The organism is Aporhodopirellula sallentina SM41 (assembly GCF_000346505.1).
Lineage (GTDB): Bacteria > Planctomycetota > Planctomycetia > Pirellulales > Pirellulaceae > Rhodopirellula > Rhodopirellula sallentina.
Window position 1 is genome coordinate 1 of sequence record NZ_ANOH01000031.1, and the last position, 17553, is coordinate 17553.

11 protein-coding genes are annotated in these 17553 nt (G+C 54.0%); 7 read left to right on the forward strand and 4 right to left on the reverse strand.

The window, feature by feature from the left end; all coding sequences use genetic code 11:
- Positions 1-934 (reverse strand): sulfatase family protein (locus RSSM_RS01440; protein WP_008673716.1); only part of this gene is annotated, 934 nt, incomplete at its 3' end.
- 69 nt (positions 935-1003) lie between these two features.
- Positions 1004-3187, reverse strand: coding sequence for a discoidin domain-containing protein (locus tag RSSM_RS01445; protein WP_160168079.1), 2184 nt, complete (start codon positions 3185-3187; stop codon positions 1004-1006).
- Positions 3188-4023: 836 nt separating this feature from the next.
- On the opposite strand from RSSM_RS01445, the gene RSSM_RS01450 reads away from it, so the two are divergent.
- The 6 genes from RSSM_RS01450 (at position 4024) to RSSM_RS01470 (ending at position 13287) form a co-directional block, all read left to right on the forward strand.
- Positions 4024-5178 carry a DUF1559 domain-containing protein gene (locus RSSM_RS01450; RefSeq protein ID WP_044300525.1) on the forward strand — a complete coding sequence of 385 codons (1155 nt, stop codon included), beginning with the start codon at positions 4024-4026 and terminating at the stop codon, positions 5176-5178.
- A gap of 279 nt (positions 5179-5457) precedes the next feature.
- On the forward strand, positions 5458-5598 hold the full coding sequence (locus RSSM_RS33545) for a hypothetical protein (RefSeq protein ID WP_008673720.1): 141 nt from the start codon (positions 5458-5460) through the stop codon (positions 5596-5598).
- A 346-nt stretch (positions 5599-5944) separates the two neighbouring features.
- Complete coding sequence (locus RSSM_RS01455; RefSeq protein WP_008673722.1) at positions 5945-8842, forward strand: FG-GAP repeat domain-containing protein; 2898 nt, start codon at positions 5945-5947, stop codon at positions 8840-8842.
- Positions 8843-8897: 55 nt separating this feature from the next.
- Complete coding sequence (locus tag RSSM_RS01460) at positions 8898-10427, forward strand: sulfatase (RefSeq protein ID WP_236620872.1); 1530 nt, start codon at positions 8898-8900, stop codon at positions 10425-10427.
- Positions 10428-10468: 41 nt separating this feature from the next.
- Positions 10469-11860, forward strand: coding sequence for an arylsulfatase (locus tag RSSM_RS01465; protein ID WP_044300540.1), 1392 nt, complete (start codon positions 10469-10471; stop codon positions 11858-11860).
- Positions 11861-11883: 23 nt separating this feature from the next.
- A complete protein-coding gene (locus tag RSSM_RS01470; protein ID WP_044300542.1) occupies positions 11884-13287 on the forward strand; it encodes a sulfatase family protein in 1404 nt (467 codons plus the stop codon).
- Between the two features lie 268 nt (positions 13288-13555).
- Here the strand turns inward: RSSM_RS01470 and RSSM_RS01480 are convergent, their stop codons facing one another.
- Both RSSM_RS01480 and RSSM_RS01485 read right to left on the reverse strand, forming a co-directional pair.
- Positions 13556-15109, reverse strand: a complete 1554-nt coding sequence (locus RSSM_RS01480; protein ID WP_008673730.1) for an arylsulfatase — start codon at positions 15107-15109, stop codon at positions 13556-13558.
- Positions 15110-15112: 3 nt separating this feature from the next.
- Positions 15113-17143, reverse strand: a complete 2031-nt coding sequence (locus RSSM_RS01485; protein WP_144059487.1) for a sigma-70 family RNA polymerase sigma factor — start codon at positions 17141-17143, stop codon at positions 15113-15115.
- 326 nt (positions 17144-17469) lie between these two features.
- Here RSSM_RS01485 and RSSM_RS32975 point away from each other — a divergent pair.
- A partial coding sequence (locus RSSM_RS32975; RefSeq protein WP_144059489.1) for a prepilin-type N-terminal cleavage/methylation domain-containing protein occupies positions 17470-17553 on the forward strand: 84 nt, incomplete at its 3' end.

Below are 17553 nucleotides of genomic sequence, written 5' to 3' on the forward strand. Positions count from 1 at the left end.
AGGGGGCGCGGAGACTGTTGCCGTCGAGTCGCTCGCTTGGCATGGCACCCGCGACATCCACGACCGTCGCCGTGACGTCCAACATGCTTACCATCCCACCTACCACTTCGCCAGCGCGTTTTCCACCAGGCCATTTGATGATCAGCGGCACCTTCAGCCCCGGTTCATAGAGCCAGTTCTTGCCACGCAGATGACAACGTCCATTGTCTCCGCAAAAAATGATTAGGGCGTTTTCGTATCTCCCTTCGTTCTTTAGGCGAGCGATAATCTCTCCGACCTGGGTGTCCATGTGCTCGATCTGGTCGAGGTACACTGCCCAATCCATGCGGACCTCTTCGGTATCGGGAAAGTACGGCGGCAACCGAATGTCCTCCAGAGCGACCGGGTTGCTCGATCGTTTCCGGATCGCTCGCCACTTCTTTTCGTTGGCGTCCTGGCGGTGAGTACCGTCGAGTGTGATTTGCGCAAAAATCGGTTGCCCCGTTTTCGCTGAACTCCAGTCGTTCCCATCGAACAGCGTTTCCGTTGGTCTGAAGTTGAGGTCTGTCTTACCGGAATAGCCACATCCCTTCGCGTTGTAATATCCGGCATCGCGAAGGTACTGCGTGATAGCTGGAAAGGTGTAGCTACCAATGCGTCGATGGTCGTGTGCATCAATGCGAGTCTGGTAAACGCCCGACATCATCGCACTGCGAGAAATCGAACATGCTGGCCCGGTGCAGTACGCGCGTTCATAACGTGCCCCGTCCGCTGCAAGAGCATCGATAGAAGGAGTCTGTAATCCCGGTTCGCCATAGCATGCCAATTCAATACTGATGTCCTCGGCGAGGATCCAGATGATGTCGGGGCGAACTTCTTCGGCAAACGCATGGCTCTGGACGCCAGCGAGCGAGGCCAGTAGCACCAACAACGTGATGAAAGCGAATCGATTCATGGCTAGCGATCAGATACCTGTGTTTGTGTCATACGAAATAAGTAAGGCGGCATAGTCCTATTTAGCGAGCTACCGATCGGTTCGAATCCGAGTTTTTCCGTTGTGAAACGGAGCACGTCCGTATTGATCCCAGGCAAAATAGGCGAGCCCCACATTCCAAGCTGCGTTGAAATTAACCCAGCCTTCTGGATGGCGAAACTTTCCATCGATATCCAACGGGTACATCTCCGATCCAGGTGAAGCGCAAAGTGCCCCGCGGCACAGCTCAATTCGGGCGCAAACGTTTTTTGGATAGAGCTTTGGCCATCCACGTTCAACTAAACGAAAGCCATTTTCCGGGTGACCAGGTGCAGCAGCCTGGATCGGGTTGCGACCAAACAGGTTGTCGAACTGAGCCACCGCCAACTGACGCAATCGTTTGACCAACTCCGGATCCTTGACCACCCAGGAAGCCGACAACGCACAAGCGGGAAATCCCGCCAGGTTCCCCGGTTCGTTCAGCTTGGGAATCGTCCAGTGCTCGCCGAGGTCGAAACGTCGGAAATCCCACATATTGTTCGAACGCGAGACCGCAACCTGTGCCCACTTTTCAATGAATCCTGGCAAATCAGGCGGTGCGTGGTCGGGGTAGTTTTGCAGAAACCAAACCAAACCGGGGACCGTTTTGTGTTCGCTCATCCGATGCCCTTTGGTGGACCGCGGATCATTCCAGTCGATGTTCTTGATCAACCATTCAGTCTGCTTCTGTGCTGCATGCAGATAGCGTTCACTGTTGGGTAGGCCGCTGCGATTGGTGACCTCGTACATAAGCAGGTTAGGCAAAATAGAATGCCCCGGTGCGTGGCGTCCCTTGTACGGATGGAGATATCCACCCATCGGATTGGGCCCCATCAAATCGGACACGCTTTGATAAGTTGCCGGATCCCACCACTTACTGTTTTCCAGCAGACCAGACTCTTCCCAGTGCTTCGAGACAAACGCCTGGCATCGATCGTAGAACGATTTGTCGAGCCAACGGTCCAGCTCCAAACGTGGCCATGCCCACAACAGAAATGCAAATTGTTCTACCGTTTGTCCCTGGACTTTCCAAGGTTCCGGGTCACCGCTCGGGTCTTTACTGGCCGGCTTGAGCAAATAGTAGCCAAGCCCCCAATGAATGAGCTTGATCACGTCCGGTGCACCCGGATGAGGTGGTTCCAGGTCGGCGTAATAGCCACGTGCGGCATCTAAGACGCCGTCGCTGTGAGGAGTCTTTGCGTCAAACTGAAAATCTTTCGATAAGATTCTTTTCTTGTCGTAGTGCCAGTCCAACTGTTTAGGCATGGACTCAACGAACTCCGGATCAGACAAGTACAGCAAAACCAATGACGGTACAACGAAGTCATAATAGGTACCATCTCGCCAAGCGGACCCCCCATAGGCACTCGGGTGGGTGCCGACAACACTTCGAGAGTCAATCATGAAATCGACGGCGGCCTGCCAGAACTGTTCCTGGTACAAGTCCTCTCGAATGGAAAATGGATCTGAAACTGCTGATTTCAACCCTTTTCCGGAGACTTCAATCAAGAATTCAACGTCACCGTCCGCCGGTCGAAATCCAGTGAAATCACCGAGGCCATTACGGACCACCCCCCTGAACAATGACCTTTCGTTGTTGGATTCGCGAATGGCAAACAATGCACCATCGGGTGACAGCGGGGCCGTAAAACGTTTAGGCCACGATGTTTGATAACCAACCTGATTCACCACTACCAAGTGCCGCGTAGGATCAATCTCAGGCCGATTGCCACGACTGCGGTCTGCCAAGCCAGTACCGATCGCTACAGAAGCATCCTCATACAATGCGATTTCGCGAACCCGTGCCACTTGACTTGGATCACGGTTCACGAAACGCACCGCCGATGTGCTGACGGGATGCGTGAACTCAACGACCAGACGCGTTTGCGAGTTGCCTCGAACCCGGCCTCCCGGTATCAGTTCCCAGCCGTCTTCGCTTCGGTACTCGAGATCGAACGAGCGGACTGCGCTTGCATCCTGATAACCTGTAAACACGTGGGCAACAGTGACACGTTTCGGCACGCCCAGATCCATTAACAACCATGCCTTGCGACCGGAATGACTGAGCCAGCGTGATTCGTCACTAATCACTCCATCCACCGCATTGGCAGGGACGTAACCGTCCCGCGCATTACTGGCGGTTGCAGTAGCAGTGGCAGCGAGATTCTCTTGCCCGCTAGCCGTAGTCGCACTCAAGAGCAACGCCAACGCGACATGGCACACCAGCAAGATCGTGAGAAAACTAGCATACCAACTAGGCGAGATCGCTCTTCGACGCATTAGCCCAAACAAAAGCCCGTGTTGTCGATGCTCTAGGACCGGTGTCATCCTCCGGGAAAAAGCATTCGCACGGAGTATCGCAACCGTCCTTACTCTCGCACTGACTTTCGGTTTGACAAACAAAAAACACCTCACGTTGGCCACTTGATCAATCTGAAAACGACTCGAATGCCTTGGAAACCAAATCGCCAGCAGGGGCACAACTCCACTACCCCGCCAAGCCGACATTGCGATGACCGGCAAATGAATCCGGAGCAGGATCTTGCGGAGAACAGAAATCGTCGGAGAACTGGGGCTTGTAAAGCTCGGCGTTCGCGTTGAATACACGTCTTCAGGGAATTTCAGCCTCAGGCATTCTTTTGCATTGTGGCTGACCGAAACAACAAGGATAGAATCGTATGCGTCAAATTTCGTCGCATTTGCGACAAGAGTTTTGAGCGACCGAAAACACCGGCACGTCATCACCATGGGTTCTCGCAGGACCTTTGCTTGGGCGCTCAAAATCACTCCTGCGTCATGTTGACGCCGAGCATTTCACGAAGGGAACCCGTGCATTCGCCCTGGATGCCATGCGCAAAGGATTCCGTACAAGCGTCCTGGATGACGGACTAATGATATCCGACCCATGCATTCTGCAATTTCTTTCAAATTGAATGTCCAATGAGCGATAGCTGCGCTCTATCAGGACAGAACGGTGAGCTACACACCTCTGCCCTGTTTTCCCTACCCTTTCCTCATGGCGGATTCGTCTTATGCGCAACTACATAGCCCGAACTGGGTTCACCCTGGTAGAGCTCCTGGTGGTCATCGCGATCATCGGTGTGTTAGTCGGCTTACTGCTCCCCGCTGTCCAGGCGGCTCGCGAAGCCGCCCGCCGCATGTCGTGCAGTAATAATTTGAAGCAACTCGGTCTCGCTCTTCATAACTATCATTCCGCTTACCAGCAGCTTCCGAAGCATGGTGGCGGGACGAAGCCTAACAACTTTCGTGGCAACGAAAATCGCCTGGGGGCCATGGTTGGGCTCTTGCCATTTTTCGAACAGCAGGCATTGTGGGAGCAGGTTTCTAACCCGATGATCGATACGTCGGGAAGTCATCCTGATGGTGCATGGCAAGCGATGGGGCCAGCGCCATATCGTTTCGAGTACGGGCCGTGGCGAGCGCAGATTCCAGCAATCCAGTGTCCCTCTGACCATGGGCAGCCCAGTGCCATCGGCAACTACGGCGGGGCGAACTACGCGTTTTGTCATGGCGATTCATTTTGGAACTGCAATAACGCCGGCACCATTAAAGATCCTGTAAACCGCGGGCAGCATCGCGGTGTTTTTGTCGACCGATTCGTCATGCGATTTCGTGACGTACTCGATGGGCTCAGTAATACGGTTGCGATGGGTGAAATAGTGCGTTCTCTTGGTAACCGCGAAATCATTTCAGACATCGCCGCCACGTCAGGGAAGGGCGTGCGAAACAATCCTCGCGAGAACTGTTGGGATGCGCTCGTCGATGTCGATCGCCCTCAGTTTTGGGCCACTGGCACGGCGCTCTGCCAAGACACATCGTCAACGCAACCGCGATCGCGTGGAGCGCTGTGGCATTCCGGTGATCCAGCATACACAGGTTTCTCGACTGCGTTGCCGCCCGGTGGACCAAGTTGTAACCGAGGGGAAGGCCTGGGCGGAAACGGCGGCCTGTATTCTGCAGCAAGTCGCCACCAAGGTGGAGCTCATGCTCTCATGGCGGACGGGGCGGTCCGGTTCGTTACCGACAGCGTCGACTGTGGGGACACCAGTAGTCGCCCCGTGGGCGTAACCGGCGGGCCGCCAGCGGGTGCAGAAAGCCCGTATGGCCTCTGGGGGGCTCTCGGCAGTCGCGCTAGTAAAGAAACCCGTTCGATCGACGAGCTGTAAATGCGACAGGTTTGAGCGTGCATGATCAATTGCGGACGCTGCCGTCTCAGGATCAGTATCCTGTTTGACGATCCCGGCAATCTATTCGCCGGCTGTTGTTCTTACGCTTGTCTTGCCGAAACGTAGGCGGACGCAGAGCGACTGAATTCGTGCAGATCGTTGCTGGTCAAAATACTTGTGTGTCCGGTCCGCTGAGCAAGTCTCGCATAGCACTTTCCCATCCCTCTTTCATCCTTCAGTCCAATGCAAGTGAAACCGATCTTAATCATCTTACTCCTTTTGGTCTCTACCTCTCTGCTGGGTTGCAGTGACAGCAATGATCCGACCATCGCTCCGTTGCCAGATATCTCGGAAGAGCAACTGCAAAACGAGCTAGAAGCAGAGCGAATGGAACGCGCCGAGCAAGCCAATGACGACTAACTTGCAGCGAAGGAGAGGGGGGCAATGGTGGTGGTGCATTCGAATTTCGCAGGCGTGTTGAAAAGCAACCGCACAACATCCCTCTGGTTCGAGTCGCTCGACGGTCATTGGTGATCCAATTGCGTTGTGAAACCTGCTGGTCGCCCTGTTGACTTTATCAATCCCGTTTTGACGACTCAGAGTGGGGCAGCATTCCGGTTCCCTCAAACGAGCAGAGGCAAGAGCATGGAGTGCCTATCTGCTCCAATGAATCGTATCGCGTTTGCGAAGATCGCTCAGCAATAGCCGATAGCGGTTGTTCCAATCGATCATCAGCTGGTGCCCACTCGAAACATGAGATTCTTATATGACGCGAACATCGCGCCGACACACCTTCCTGTTGATGCAAGCCTCCCGCGTGATTGCAACGTCCCGTTTAGTAGCAACGTTCTGTGCCCTCTTCGCAGTTTCGCTTCAGTTCTGTTCTGTAGTCAGCGGGGCTGAGGCGTCGGGGATGATCCACGTCGTGCGGAGCGACGAGGGAGTTTTCGTGGAGCATCTGTTAAGCAACGGGTATGCTTTGGAAAAAGAGCTCCTTCATGGGAGCGTGTCCGATCACGTGGCGCGTGACAAATGGTTCTCTGGAGACTTCAATGGTGACGGTTCGCTGGATTTGGCACGCTTGTGGGGTGGATCGGACGGGTGTACCCACATCGAGGTGGAAAGCACACTGCGGGACGCAAGGTTAAACCTTGTATCGTGGACCGATGGGGGCAGCACGTATGATGCGTCTCACCGCTGGTTTCGGGCAGATTTCAACGGAGATGGCAGAGATGATTTGTTGGAAATGCCGTTTGTCGGGACGAACTTAGAGCTGAATCTGTACGTTTCCACTGGAGATCGTTTTGCCTATTCCGCTTGGTGGACCGCAAACCAAGAACGCTCGCAAAGCGACTGGTTCCTGGTGGACGATTTTAGCGGCGACGGGGCGGCGGATCTGTTGCGAATCGATGCAGACGACGAGGGCAATTTGGTCTGCGAGCTGTTTGGGGTCGATCGCGAGAAAGACCGGTTCCGCAAGACCGACATAAGCCCGAGCAGGTATCTTTATTCACCGGACGATCGCTGGTATCCGGGCGATTACAACGGGGACGGTAGAACCGACGTTGCCTTGATCCGCTCCGAGTCTGGCGAGGCGCATGCGGATCTGTTGCTATCCACCAAGAATGGCTTTGATGTTACATCGGACTGGATCAATGGAAAGGTGCCGTACACCTATGGAGACTCTGCCTGGTATCCCGGCGACTTTGACGGCGACGGTTTGACGGACCTTCTTCACGCCCACAGCCAAGGCAACGTCGATCATCTCGACGTCCACCGATCCAATGGATACGGGTTTGTTTACTCGACATGGTATTCACAACAGGGGGATGCCAAAGAATCCAATGCCTTCAATTTAGGGGCCTTGTATGTCGTCGACCTTGATGGAGATCAAAAGCAGGATCTGGTCCGCATTCGGCGCAACCAGCATCAGTCATTCATCGATCTATACGGGGCCGGCGGAGACAAGTTCATTGATGCTCGCTCCGTGTATTCGCAACCGGATTTGCTGAAGGAACTGTTGGGACCTCAAAGGGTTCGGAAGCACAAGTACTTCGATCCTCATGTTGTGAAGGGGCCACTACCCACCGACGGCGTTGACTATGAAAAGGTTTGCAAGAGTGGGCAGGATGTCTATTTGGAGCCAAAGGGAGTGTACCAACGCACCGATGATCGCCGATCGGGACCGTTGTTCGCAGTCGCCCATCAACAGGTATTTGAAACCTTCGATGCTCAAATGCTCGATGAATTCGCGGTCTTTCAATGTCGGGGAATGAAGTCTCACACGTTGGTTTCTGTCCAAGGCAAAAGCTCGACGCTGGTGCAAAACCTCGTTGGTAATGGTTGCCGATACGATGTGAGTGCAAGAAACGTTGCTGATGGCTTTCGTTTCGGGGGGGCGCATTTTGGTGGCGGCGGGAACGGATCGCATCAACGGTTTCGGCGTCTGTACGTTTTGAACAGCATCTGCCAGAGCGCGATCAAGATTCTCGAGGCGCGGTCGACACTGCGCAACACTCATTTCGGAAACCGCGTTGAAGATTGTGTCGTTTTTGGGGCCGGCGTTGATGCACGCGGCAACGGACGCAATCCGAACATCAACACGAAATGGGCGGACGCTATCGGATTGACTCATCGAAAAACGGAAATCCTCAATAACCTTGTTATCGACGGGACGGATGTCGGGATTGTGGTTTTCACTGCTCCAGATTCTGTCCTGAAAGACAATGTCGTGGCAGCGATATCTAGAGCGTCGTTGGGTGGGATCAATCTGTTGGACTGTTTGTTCTTTGAGCAGTACGGACTCGAGACGCGAGAGGACGGACGTAAGCTATACGAATTTAATACGCTGGTTCAAAACAACTACCTCGATGCCCGTGGTGCACGGATTGATATTGGAATCCCCGTTGGTGGCCGCACATGGTTTCCACCGAAGAAGATAAGCGTTTCCAATCCGAGTGGATGCCGACTCATTGACAACGTTCTCGATGGCAAAGCGTTTGCTTACGGGATCGTATTAGCCAATGGTTGTAACGTGATCGCGCAAGGAAATCAGTCGACGGCCACGCATTCTGGCGTGGGAGGGTATTTCAGTATTTCAAACTTGAAACCGGATCCGGCGATGGCGTTTGCATACGCCCCTTTTCATACCTTCGACTGCAAACTTGACTCCGATTTCGTTGCTGCCTCGAAACCACACGGGCTCGATTTTCTTCTCTTCAATGCGGGCAACGGACGGGAACGTACACCCGACGGTCCCTACAAATATATCCTGTACGAACCTTCCGAAGCAGAGGCGTCGGTGGAGATCGCGTTCCTGGAAATGTTGGGGCGTTATCCATCGGACACCGAACGGAAGCATCACGCTGACAACCTGATGTGTCAGGCAAAACGTGCGGACGATTTGCGAGTCGATTTAATGCATCTGCCGGAGTTCGAAAAACGAAATCCGGAGCATGCAGAGCAGAAAGACCTGCTGGGCATGCAACGTTTTCGTATGAAAGTCTGGATGGGGGCCTTCGAGCACATTGACAAAGCCAGCTTCAACTCCAACGGCGCTCAAGCAGCAGCGAAAACTATCTATCGCGATGCTCTCGCATGGCTGGGCGGTGAGCGTCGCGGTGCCATCTCCACGAAAACTCTGTCGCCAAAACCTGGCTATTAGCATTCTGCGAACGAGGAGACATCGCTCCTCAGGCGTTGGCTCGAACACGTTCCCCGTGAGAATATATTCCATGCTCAAGTACATGCTGACAATGTCATTATTAATGTACGCAACCGCGATGGCCGCGGAACGTCCCAACATTGTCTACATCAACGCTGACGACTTGGGCGTCATGGATGTCGGATTTAACAATTCGATCTACAAGACACCGAACATTGACAAATTGCGAGACGAGGGCATGCTGTTTACGCGTGCCTATGCCCCGGCTGCCAACTGTGCTCCGAGCCGTGCCTGTGTGATGAGCGGTCAGTACGGTCCGCGCCATGGAGTGTACACGGTCAGTAACTCTGACCGCGGCTTGGCCAGACACCGCAAACTCATTCCGATCGAGAACACAAAGCACCTCGATCCGAAAGTGCTGACCATCGCAGGGGCTCTCAGGCAGGAAGGTTACAAGACCATCCATCTTGGAAAGTGGCATCTGGGTGAAGACCCAACTCAGCAGGGATTCGACATCAACGTCGGCGGCAGTACGTCAGGAGGTCCACCAAGAGGCTACTACCTGCCGGTCAAGCAGGGGCCGCTTGAGGTCTTCAACGACCAGTATCCGAAGAAGACTCACACTGCGGATGTCCTCGCTGATCAGGCCGTGAAGTTCATCAACGCGAACAAAAACGGCGACGACCCGCTGTTCATCCACATGGCTTACTACCTGATCCACACGCCCTTCGTGCCGGTCAAGGGGATGGTCGATAAGTATGCGGACCGCGGAAAGAAAAAGGCAACCTATGCTTCCATGATCGAAAAGATGGACGAAAGCATCGGCAAGCTGATGAAGGGACTCGATGATGCGGGGCTGCATGCCAACACGCTTGTGCTTTTCACGTCCGACAACGGAGCACACTCCGATGTGTCGCCACAAAAGCCACATCGTTCCGGCAAGGGCTCCTATTTCGAAGGCGGAATCCGCGTGCCCGTGGTCGTCCGCTGGCCTGGCCGTGTTGAAGCGGGTTCCACATGTGACGCGCCCGTCTGCGGAATCGATTTCTTTCCGACTTTCCTTGAGGCAGCCGCGAGCCCTGTTCCCACAGGCAAAGTCCTGGACGGCATCAGCTTGGTTTCGCTTCTGACTCAGTCCGGCTCAATCCAGGCCCGCGCGTTGTTCTGGCATTTTCCAATCTACCTGCAGGCCTATGCGGGCGAAGCCGATGACTCGCACGATCCTTGTTTTCGGACGCGTCCCGGTACGGCGATGCGGCAGGGTAAATGGAAGTTCCACGAGTACTTCGAAGACGGGCGCCTCGAACTCTACGACCTCGATTCAGACCCGAGCGAACGGACGAATGTCGCGAAGCAGTTTCCGGAAAAGACTCAGGAACTGCACCGGATGATGACAGCTTGGCGTTCCGATCTCGGAGCACCTGTGCCGACGAAGCTGAATCCGAAATACGATCCGGATGGGATGGGCGGATCAAAACAAAAAGAGCAAGAAGAAGTAGGGCAGGTTCCCACCGGCCACCTTGGGATGAAGCAGTCCGGTAGGAACCGGTCGGTTGGGAAAGTGGCATCGCCAAAGAACGAGTGACATACAAAAACAATTATAATGGAAAATACCTCGAGGATGATATGACAAGCAAGCAATTCGTGGTTGCACTGTGCGGTGTTGCTGCATTTGCGGTGAACGTTTCCCATGCAGCAGACAAACCAAACATCATTTACATCCTTGCCGACGACCTTGGCTATGGTGACCTTGGATGTTTCGGACAGAAGAAAATCCTGACGCCCAACATCGACCAGCTTTGTGCTAAAGGCATGAAGTTCACCAATCATCATTCCGGGAGCACCGTGTGTGCTCCGTCGCGCGCCGTTTTGCTAACCGGCAAGCATACGGGACACTGCACCGTTCGTGGGAACGGGAGCAAGCACAACCTGAGAGATGGCCACGAAGATGTCACGATAGCCGAAGTGTTAAAAGGGGCTGGCTATCATACCGCCATGATTGGCAAAGCCGGTACCGGATGCAATGTCAGTCCCGGGCAACCGAATCGCAAGGGGTTTGACTATTTCTACGGGTTCAACGGGCACGGACCAGCGCATCATTATTTTCCACCGGTTGTGTATCGCAATGAACGAGAAATCCACTTCGCAAAAAATAAGAATCACACCGGCGACACGTATATTCATGACGAGTTCATGAGAGAGGTAATGCACTACCTCGACGAACATGGCAAAACCGAGCGACCGTTCTTCCTGCATTATGCGGCGATGATTCCTCATGCGAGCCTGGTAGCACCGGAGGAGTGGGTAGCGAAGTATCGTGGCAAAGTAAAAGAAGAGAAACAGGTCAGCCGCGGGAACTATGCGAGGTGCGACGAACCCAAAGCCACGTTCGCAGGCATGGTCAGTCGCCTCGATTGGGAAGTTGGCGAGATCATGAGCAAGCTCGACGACTTGGGGGTTGCAGAGAACACTCTTGTCATTTTCACTTCTGACAACGGGCCGCACAGTGCCGGCGGGAACAAGGCGGAGTGGTTCAACTCCAACGGCATATTGCGTGGCGAGAAACGCGATCTTTTCGAAGGAGGCGTACGTGTTCCCATGATCGCTCACTGGCAGGGAAGAATTGAAGCGGGAAGCACAACGGATCATCTCTCTGCATTTTGGGACGTCATGCCAACACTGTGTGAACTCGCCGAAATGGAGTCGCCCTTAGGAATCGATGGCATCAGTTTCTTGCCGACCTTGCTGGGTAAGTCAGACCAGCAGAAACAACACGAGTATTTGTACTGGGAGTTCTATGAACGAGGTGGAAAACGAGCCGCGCTGACTCATAAATGGAAAGCAGTGCAGCTTAACATGAACAATGGCGGAGACAGCATCAGGCTGTTCGACATAAACGCGGATCCAACCGAACAGTACGATGTCGCGAAGAATCATCCGGAGGTTGTTGCCAATTTCCGATCGATTTTCGACCAAGCTCACACGTCCTCGCCGCTCATCCAATGGAGAAAGCGGTGAAATTTCTAATGTCGATCTTGTCGATGACTTGCCTCTTGCTGATTTGCTGCGAACCGGTTCGAAGCGAAGCGATTCATCGCCCCAATGTCATCATCATCCTTACCGACGACCAAGGGTATCAAGACCTTGGTTGTTTCGGTTCTCCCAAGATTAAAACGCCCTGCATTGACCGAATGGCGGAGGAAGGGATTCGGCTCACGGACTTTTACGTGGGCGCATCGGTCTGTAGCGCGTCCCGAGCATCTTTGCTCACCGGCCGCATGCCGGCGCGCCACGGTGTCGGAACTGCGTTTTTTCCTGGCGACGGATCGATGCCCACGAACGAAGCGACCATCGCGGAACTGCTAAAAGAAGCCGGCTACCGCACCGCATGTTTCGGAAAGTGGCATTTAGGCGACGAAAACGAAAGTGTGCTTCCGACTGGCCAAGGATTTGACGAGTACTTTGGCATCCCGTACAGCAACGACATGTACATCAACCCGAATCATGCGTTTGCTGTCGATACGTTGTTTGCATTCGATTACGACAAAACGAAGGCGCTGGCAGATCAAGACTCGGTACGCGAACTGAAGCGAACGAAGAAGAAGTTCGATGATTATCTAAAGCAAGGAGTCGCCAAAAAAGTCCCGCTCTTTGAAGGAGTCAAAATCGTCGAATATCCCGCCGATCAGGCGACCCTGACACTGCGTTACTTCGATCGAGCTATTGATTTTGTTGAAAAGAGTCAGGATCAACCTTTCTTCATTTATCTGACTCCTGCGATGCCGCACGTTCCTCTGTTTGCTTCAGAGGACTTCGCGGGTAAAAGTGAGCGGGGCCTGTACGGGGACGTTATCGAAGAAATCGACTTTCATACCGGTCGTTTGCTGGACCATCTTCGACACTCGAATCGCCGCAACAGAACGATTGTGATTTTCACTTCGGACAACGGTCCATGGCTGCGCAAAGGAAACAGGAGCGGCTGCGCAATTCCCCTGCGTGATGGGAAATTCACTACTTACGAAGGTGGTGTGCGGATGCCATGCGTAATGTGGTGGCCCGGAAATTGGCGACCTGGATCGGTAAGCGATCAGGTAATATCCGCAATGGACCTTATGCCAACCATCGCTCACTATGCTGGCGCGAGAATGCCAAAAGTTCCGCTTGATGGTTTCAACATTGCCAACCATTTGGAAACTCCTCAAACTCCCGTCAAACGCAAATACCTCTATTACACCAAGGGACGCAAACTAAGCGGAGTGCGAAGAGGCGATTGGAAGTACCTGCGTCACGGTGGCTCGATGCATCAGTCAAGTAAGAACGGTCCAGAACTCTACAACCTCCGTGACGATGTCGGTGAACGAAACAACGTCGCGAAATCGAATCCAGAGTTGATCGAGCAACTAGAACAAGAATTGAGACGATTCGAAATGACAATGACAGATTAGCGAGATACAGCAACACCAAATGGTGTCGCGTAAAACGCAGTTCATGAATCGTCCGAAAGATCAAAATCCGATTCGCCGGCGGGCGTTTTTGCCCGATTGTCAGGTAGAAAACGCGGCAAATGCCAATTGGTGGTTGAGTTTCGAATGGGGCCGAATCCGACGCTTCGGGTTCCGTCCGCTGCACGACCGCGGATGGGGACACGATCTCGCTTCTCTTTAGATTGAAAGACAAACAAAGTGAAACATTAGGTTCACATCGCGCCTATCACTACCTCTTCACCGGCCATGTCCGGACGCCATGCAGTTGTGCCCACTGGGAATACAATGCTCGCAGTTCATCAACGCGTTCGGGATAGCGTTCGGCCAAGTCGTTTTCCTCAAATGGATCGGACCGAAGATCGTACAACTCCCACGCCCCCTTTCGCAGGGCCACCAACTTCCAATCGCCCCGGCGCACGGCTTTGTTGCCCTCGTGTTCCCAATAGAGAACGCGATTCGGATCGGCTGCATCGCCTCGTATCGCAGGCAACAAACTGATGCCGTCAACCGCTTCGACTTCGACTGACGGAGGCGACGCCGAATCCTTCACGCCTGCGAGTTCCAAACAAGTCGGAAACAGATCCATGATGTGTGCGGGGGCATCTATTTTTCTGGGCCGAACACCGATGCCGTTGGGCCAGTGCATAATCAGCGGGGTGACAATTCCTCCTTCATGCACCTGACTTTTCGCCATTCGGAAAGGCGTATTGCTGACGTTAAACCATTTGCCGTACGACGCGTTACTTTCGCGAGAGCCAATTTCAGCGTCGGGCGTTTTGTTGAAGCCTTTCGAGCAACCACCGTTGTCGGACAGGAAAATCATCACGGTATTGTCATAGACCCCCTCTTGTTTCAACGCTTCGACAAGTCTGCCGACATTCTGATCGAGGCAATCGACCTGGGCCGCGTAGGTCGCCATCCGCGCCGCCTGCTCGTTGCGATCCTTCGCTTGGGCCCAATCGGGAAAGATTGCTTCCGACGGCTTTGTCGATTCGGAAAACAATCCCAACGAAACCTGTTTCTCGAAGCGAGCGTTTCGAATAACGCTGAATCCAACGTCATACGTATCGCGATAACGATCGATGTCTTGCGACTTTGCTTGCAGCGGATAGTGTGGCGCGATAAACGCAAGGTACAGAAAGAACGGCCTGCTGCGGTCGCGTTTCTCTGCCACAAACTCAATCGCGTAATCCGTGAAACCGTCGGTGGAATACCAGTCCACGCCGGGCTTCTCTTCAACACCGTCTCGATACACGCTGCGGGGGTAGAACGGCGATGGGTAGAAATACAAACCGCCACCCGCGGGTGTGCCATAGAACCGTTCAAACCCACGGCGATCCGGCCAATCCTCACGCTGATCGCCGACATGCCATTTGCCGGACATGACGGTTTGATACCCAGAATCTCGAAGCACCTCGGCGACCGTAGGAGTTCGGTCGCTCAATGATTGCTGATATTCGGGAAATTGACTTCGGGTGTAAGTCATGTGTCCCAACCCAGCGTCCCACTGATATTGGCCAGTCAGCAAACACGCGCGCGACGGGCAACATCGAGAGGTGTTGTAAAAACGCGTGAACAGCACTCCACGTTGGGCTAACGCATCCAGATTTGGAGTTCGGATTTCGGCTCCGGTGCATCCGAGATCTGAGTACCCCATGTCGTCAGCCAGGATGACAACGATATTAGGCCGGATCTCCGCTCCTTGAATAAAAGCGGCATTATTACGCGTGCCCCCTTTCACTAGAAAGATTGCAAACAACCCGAAAGTAACGACGCCTCGCATGGACTATTGAACTCGCAAACGTAACGTGGGTGCTGGCAAGAAAGGGTGTCGTTTACTGGCAAACCCATGAACATACGATTCGCCTGGCTCGCCTACGGTTTCGGGGATGATTATCAAAGTCACCACACCGTTAGTATCTTCAGAGAGGAAATCGGCGAGGGTTTCTCCTGAAACCTCAAAACGCCCGGCGGGGTCGGATTGAGGAACCACGAACCGGCCAATCAACTGAACATCGGATTGCATCAACCGGACGGTGTTCCCCGCATTGGCGGGCGAGTTCATCCAATTGATCTCGGAGGCGTCCCAGAAGTCCTGCGATTCGTCCGTTAACCCGTACACTGCGAACGTCGCGTCGGGCATCATTGACGCGTAGCCAATATTAGTTTCGACGCCTTGCAACTGCAGCACCGCCTCGACGATTTCCCCGTCGGTCAATGAAGCGAGGTCGAATCGCATGAACGCCTTGCGTCGCCAAGGAGCGTACCACTGACGTGGTTTGGACTTAGCTGGCTTTTTCACCAACAGGGCGATGTCGGAACTGCTCCTAGCAGGCAACGATTTTGCGGCCGCAACGTACGCATCGTCACCCGCACCCGATGCGGTGGAAATATGAATCGGCACACCAGCGACCGGCGTCTCGACGGGGCCTTCGTCATCCGCATCGTCCAACGTCTCGAGCAATTGTTGCGAGGCACGCATCGTTTCGTTAACACGCACCGACGCTTCCGCTCCGCTGAGGAGATGCCCGACGTCGACCCTTCCTTTGAATACTGTCAAATCCGAAACGCCTGACGGGGCAACCTTCACGCCAAAGGTCGTACCACGGTCGATGAATTTCGCGGTCGGAGTCTGAACAACGAACCCCTCGCCCCCAGGTTCGACATTCGCCAACACACGACCGGAATGCAGTAAGCACATCTTTTCGTCAACGATTTCGACGTCGACCTGCCCTTCGAGAGTGACGCTCACGTTCGGAAACTGGAGCGTTGCGATCCCAGACTCCAGTCGCAAATGTCCTGGGCCGAGAGGCTGGTTTACAGCGGTCGCGAGGGTGCAGTCACCCCACTTGCAGTCCTCCGATGAGGCAATCGTTGCGACGGCTTTCGACAATCCGTCATGCGCGTCCCAAAACTCCAACAGACCGACGGTCAGAAAAACACCAGCAGCCATTGCGAGCAAGTGCCAAATGAAACGATGTCCCCCCATGATTCCAGTGTGCCGACTCGAGCCATTTGCCGAGTGAGAGGAACCCGCCGAAGAAACAGTCGACGCTCCGTTCGGCCGGACCAACTCCTGGAGTTTGAGTTCCGGCAGTGCGGCGAACGTCCACTTCAACACCGCCTGTTGATGTGCATGCTCCGCGTAGTCGCGCCGCAGATCCTCGTGTCGCAACACCAATTGTTCGAGCATGCCCATTTGCTCGGCACTGATGCGCCCATCCAATGCCGCATCACGCAGCGATCTGTACTGTTCCCATTGGGGGTTGGCATTCATGCTTGTTTTTGCTCTTAACGTTTGATCGACGCAATCATGCAAACTGCTTCGTATCCGGCTGAGCATCCGATAGATCGCATCGGTGGAACGTTGCAGCCGGTCCGCGATCCGATCGATCGACTCTTCCGACATGTACCTTTTACGTATCAACTCACGGTGGTGATCTGGCAGCTTTTCGACGCAATCCGACAGCGCCGCCATGCGTTCGCAATACACTTCCGAATGACTATCGAGTTCTTTCGCCACCGATTGCAAAAACTCATCGCTGAAAACCAGCCACTGCCGACCTTGCCGAGTTCGTAACGCCCGCACTTGATTGTGAGCGATGGTACAGGCCCATGCCCCGAAATTGGTCCCCGGCGTGAAACGATCAAATTCCCGCCAACAGATCATGCATGTTTCCTGAAAGAGATCATCGACCTCCTGACCGGATGGCAGCAAACTATTGAGGTACAGAAAGATGGTTCTCTGATTGGCCGCAAACAAGCTGACAAACTCTTCGGTCGCTTCGCGGTTGCCCATTGTCCACCTGCTATTCATCTCTCATTAAAAACGCACCCCCTGCTCTAGTTGCAGGGCTATCGGACCCACCACATCACCGGCCAATCCGGCCGCAACCGAATCTTCCACGGTGCGGTCCTGTATATCGATCGAGCAGGAAGTGTGTCGGCATGATAGAGCGGCCCGACGGGGAATTGGACACTCGATCCATTCGGTTTCCGCAGAAATTGGGAGATTCGACTTTTTTGGGCAGATTGCTGGACTGAATGTCCAAGAGGCAGCGGATCCGCTCTATACGGCTACACGACGGCTGCTTCCTCGCCGTTGTCTTTCTCTTCGTACTCTCTCTTGTGAAGGATTCTTTCATGCAAAAGCACACGACTCGAGCCGGCTTTACCCTGGTGGAACTGCTGGTAGTCATTGCAATCATCGGCGTCCTCGTTGGACTC

Coding starts and splice junctions, on each gene's coding strand:
- RSSM_RS01450 (WP_044300525.1), top strand. CDS start 4,024: ATGCGCAACTACATAGCCCGAACTGGGTTCACCCTGGTAGAGCTCCTG.
- RSSM_RS01465 (WP_044300540.1), top strand. CDS start 10,469: ATGACAAGCAAGCAATTCGTGGTTGCACTGTGCGGTGTTGCTGCATTT.
- RSSM_RS01455 (WP_008673722.1), top strand. CDS start 5,945: ATGACGCGAACATCGCGCCGACACACCTTCCTGTTGATGCAAGCCTCC.
- RSSM_RS01480 (WP_008673730.1), bottom strand. CDS start 15,109: ATGCGAGGCGTCGTTACTTTCGGGTTGTTTGCAATCTTTCTAGTGAAA.
- RSSM_RS01470 (WP_044300542.1), top strand. CDS start 11,884: ATGACTTGCCTCTTGCTGATTTGCTGCGAACCGGTTCGAAGCGAAGCG.
- RSSM_RS01485 (WP_144059487.1), bottom strand. CDS start 17,143: ATGAATAGCAGGTGGACAATGGGCAACCGCGAAGCGACCGAAGAGTTT.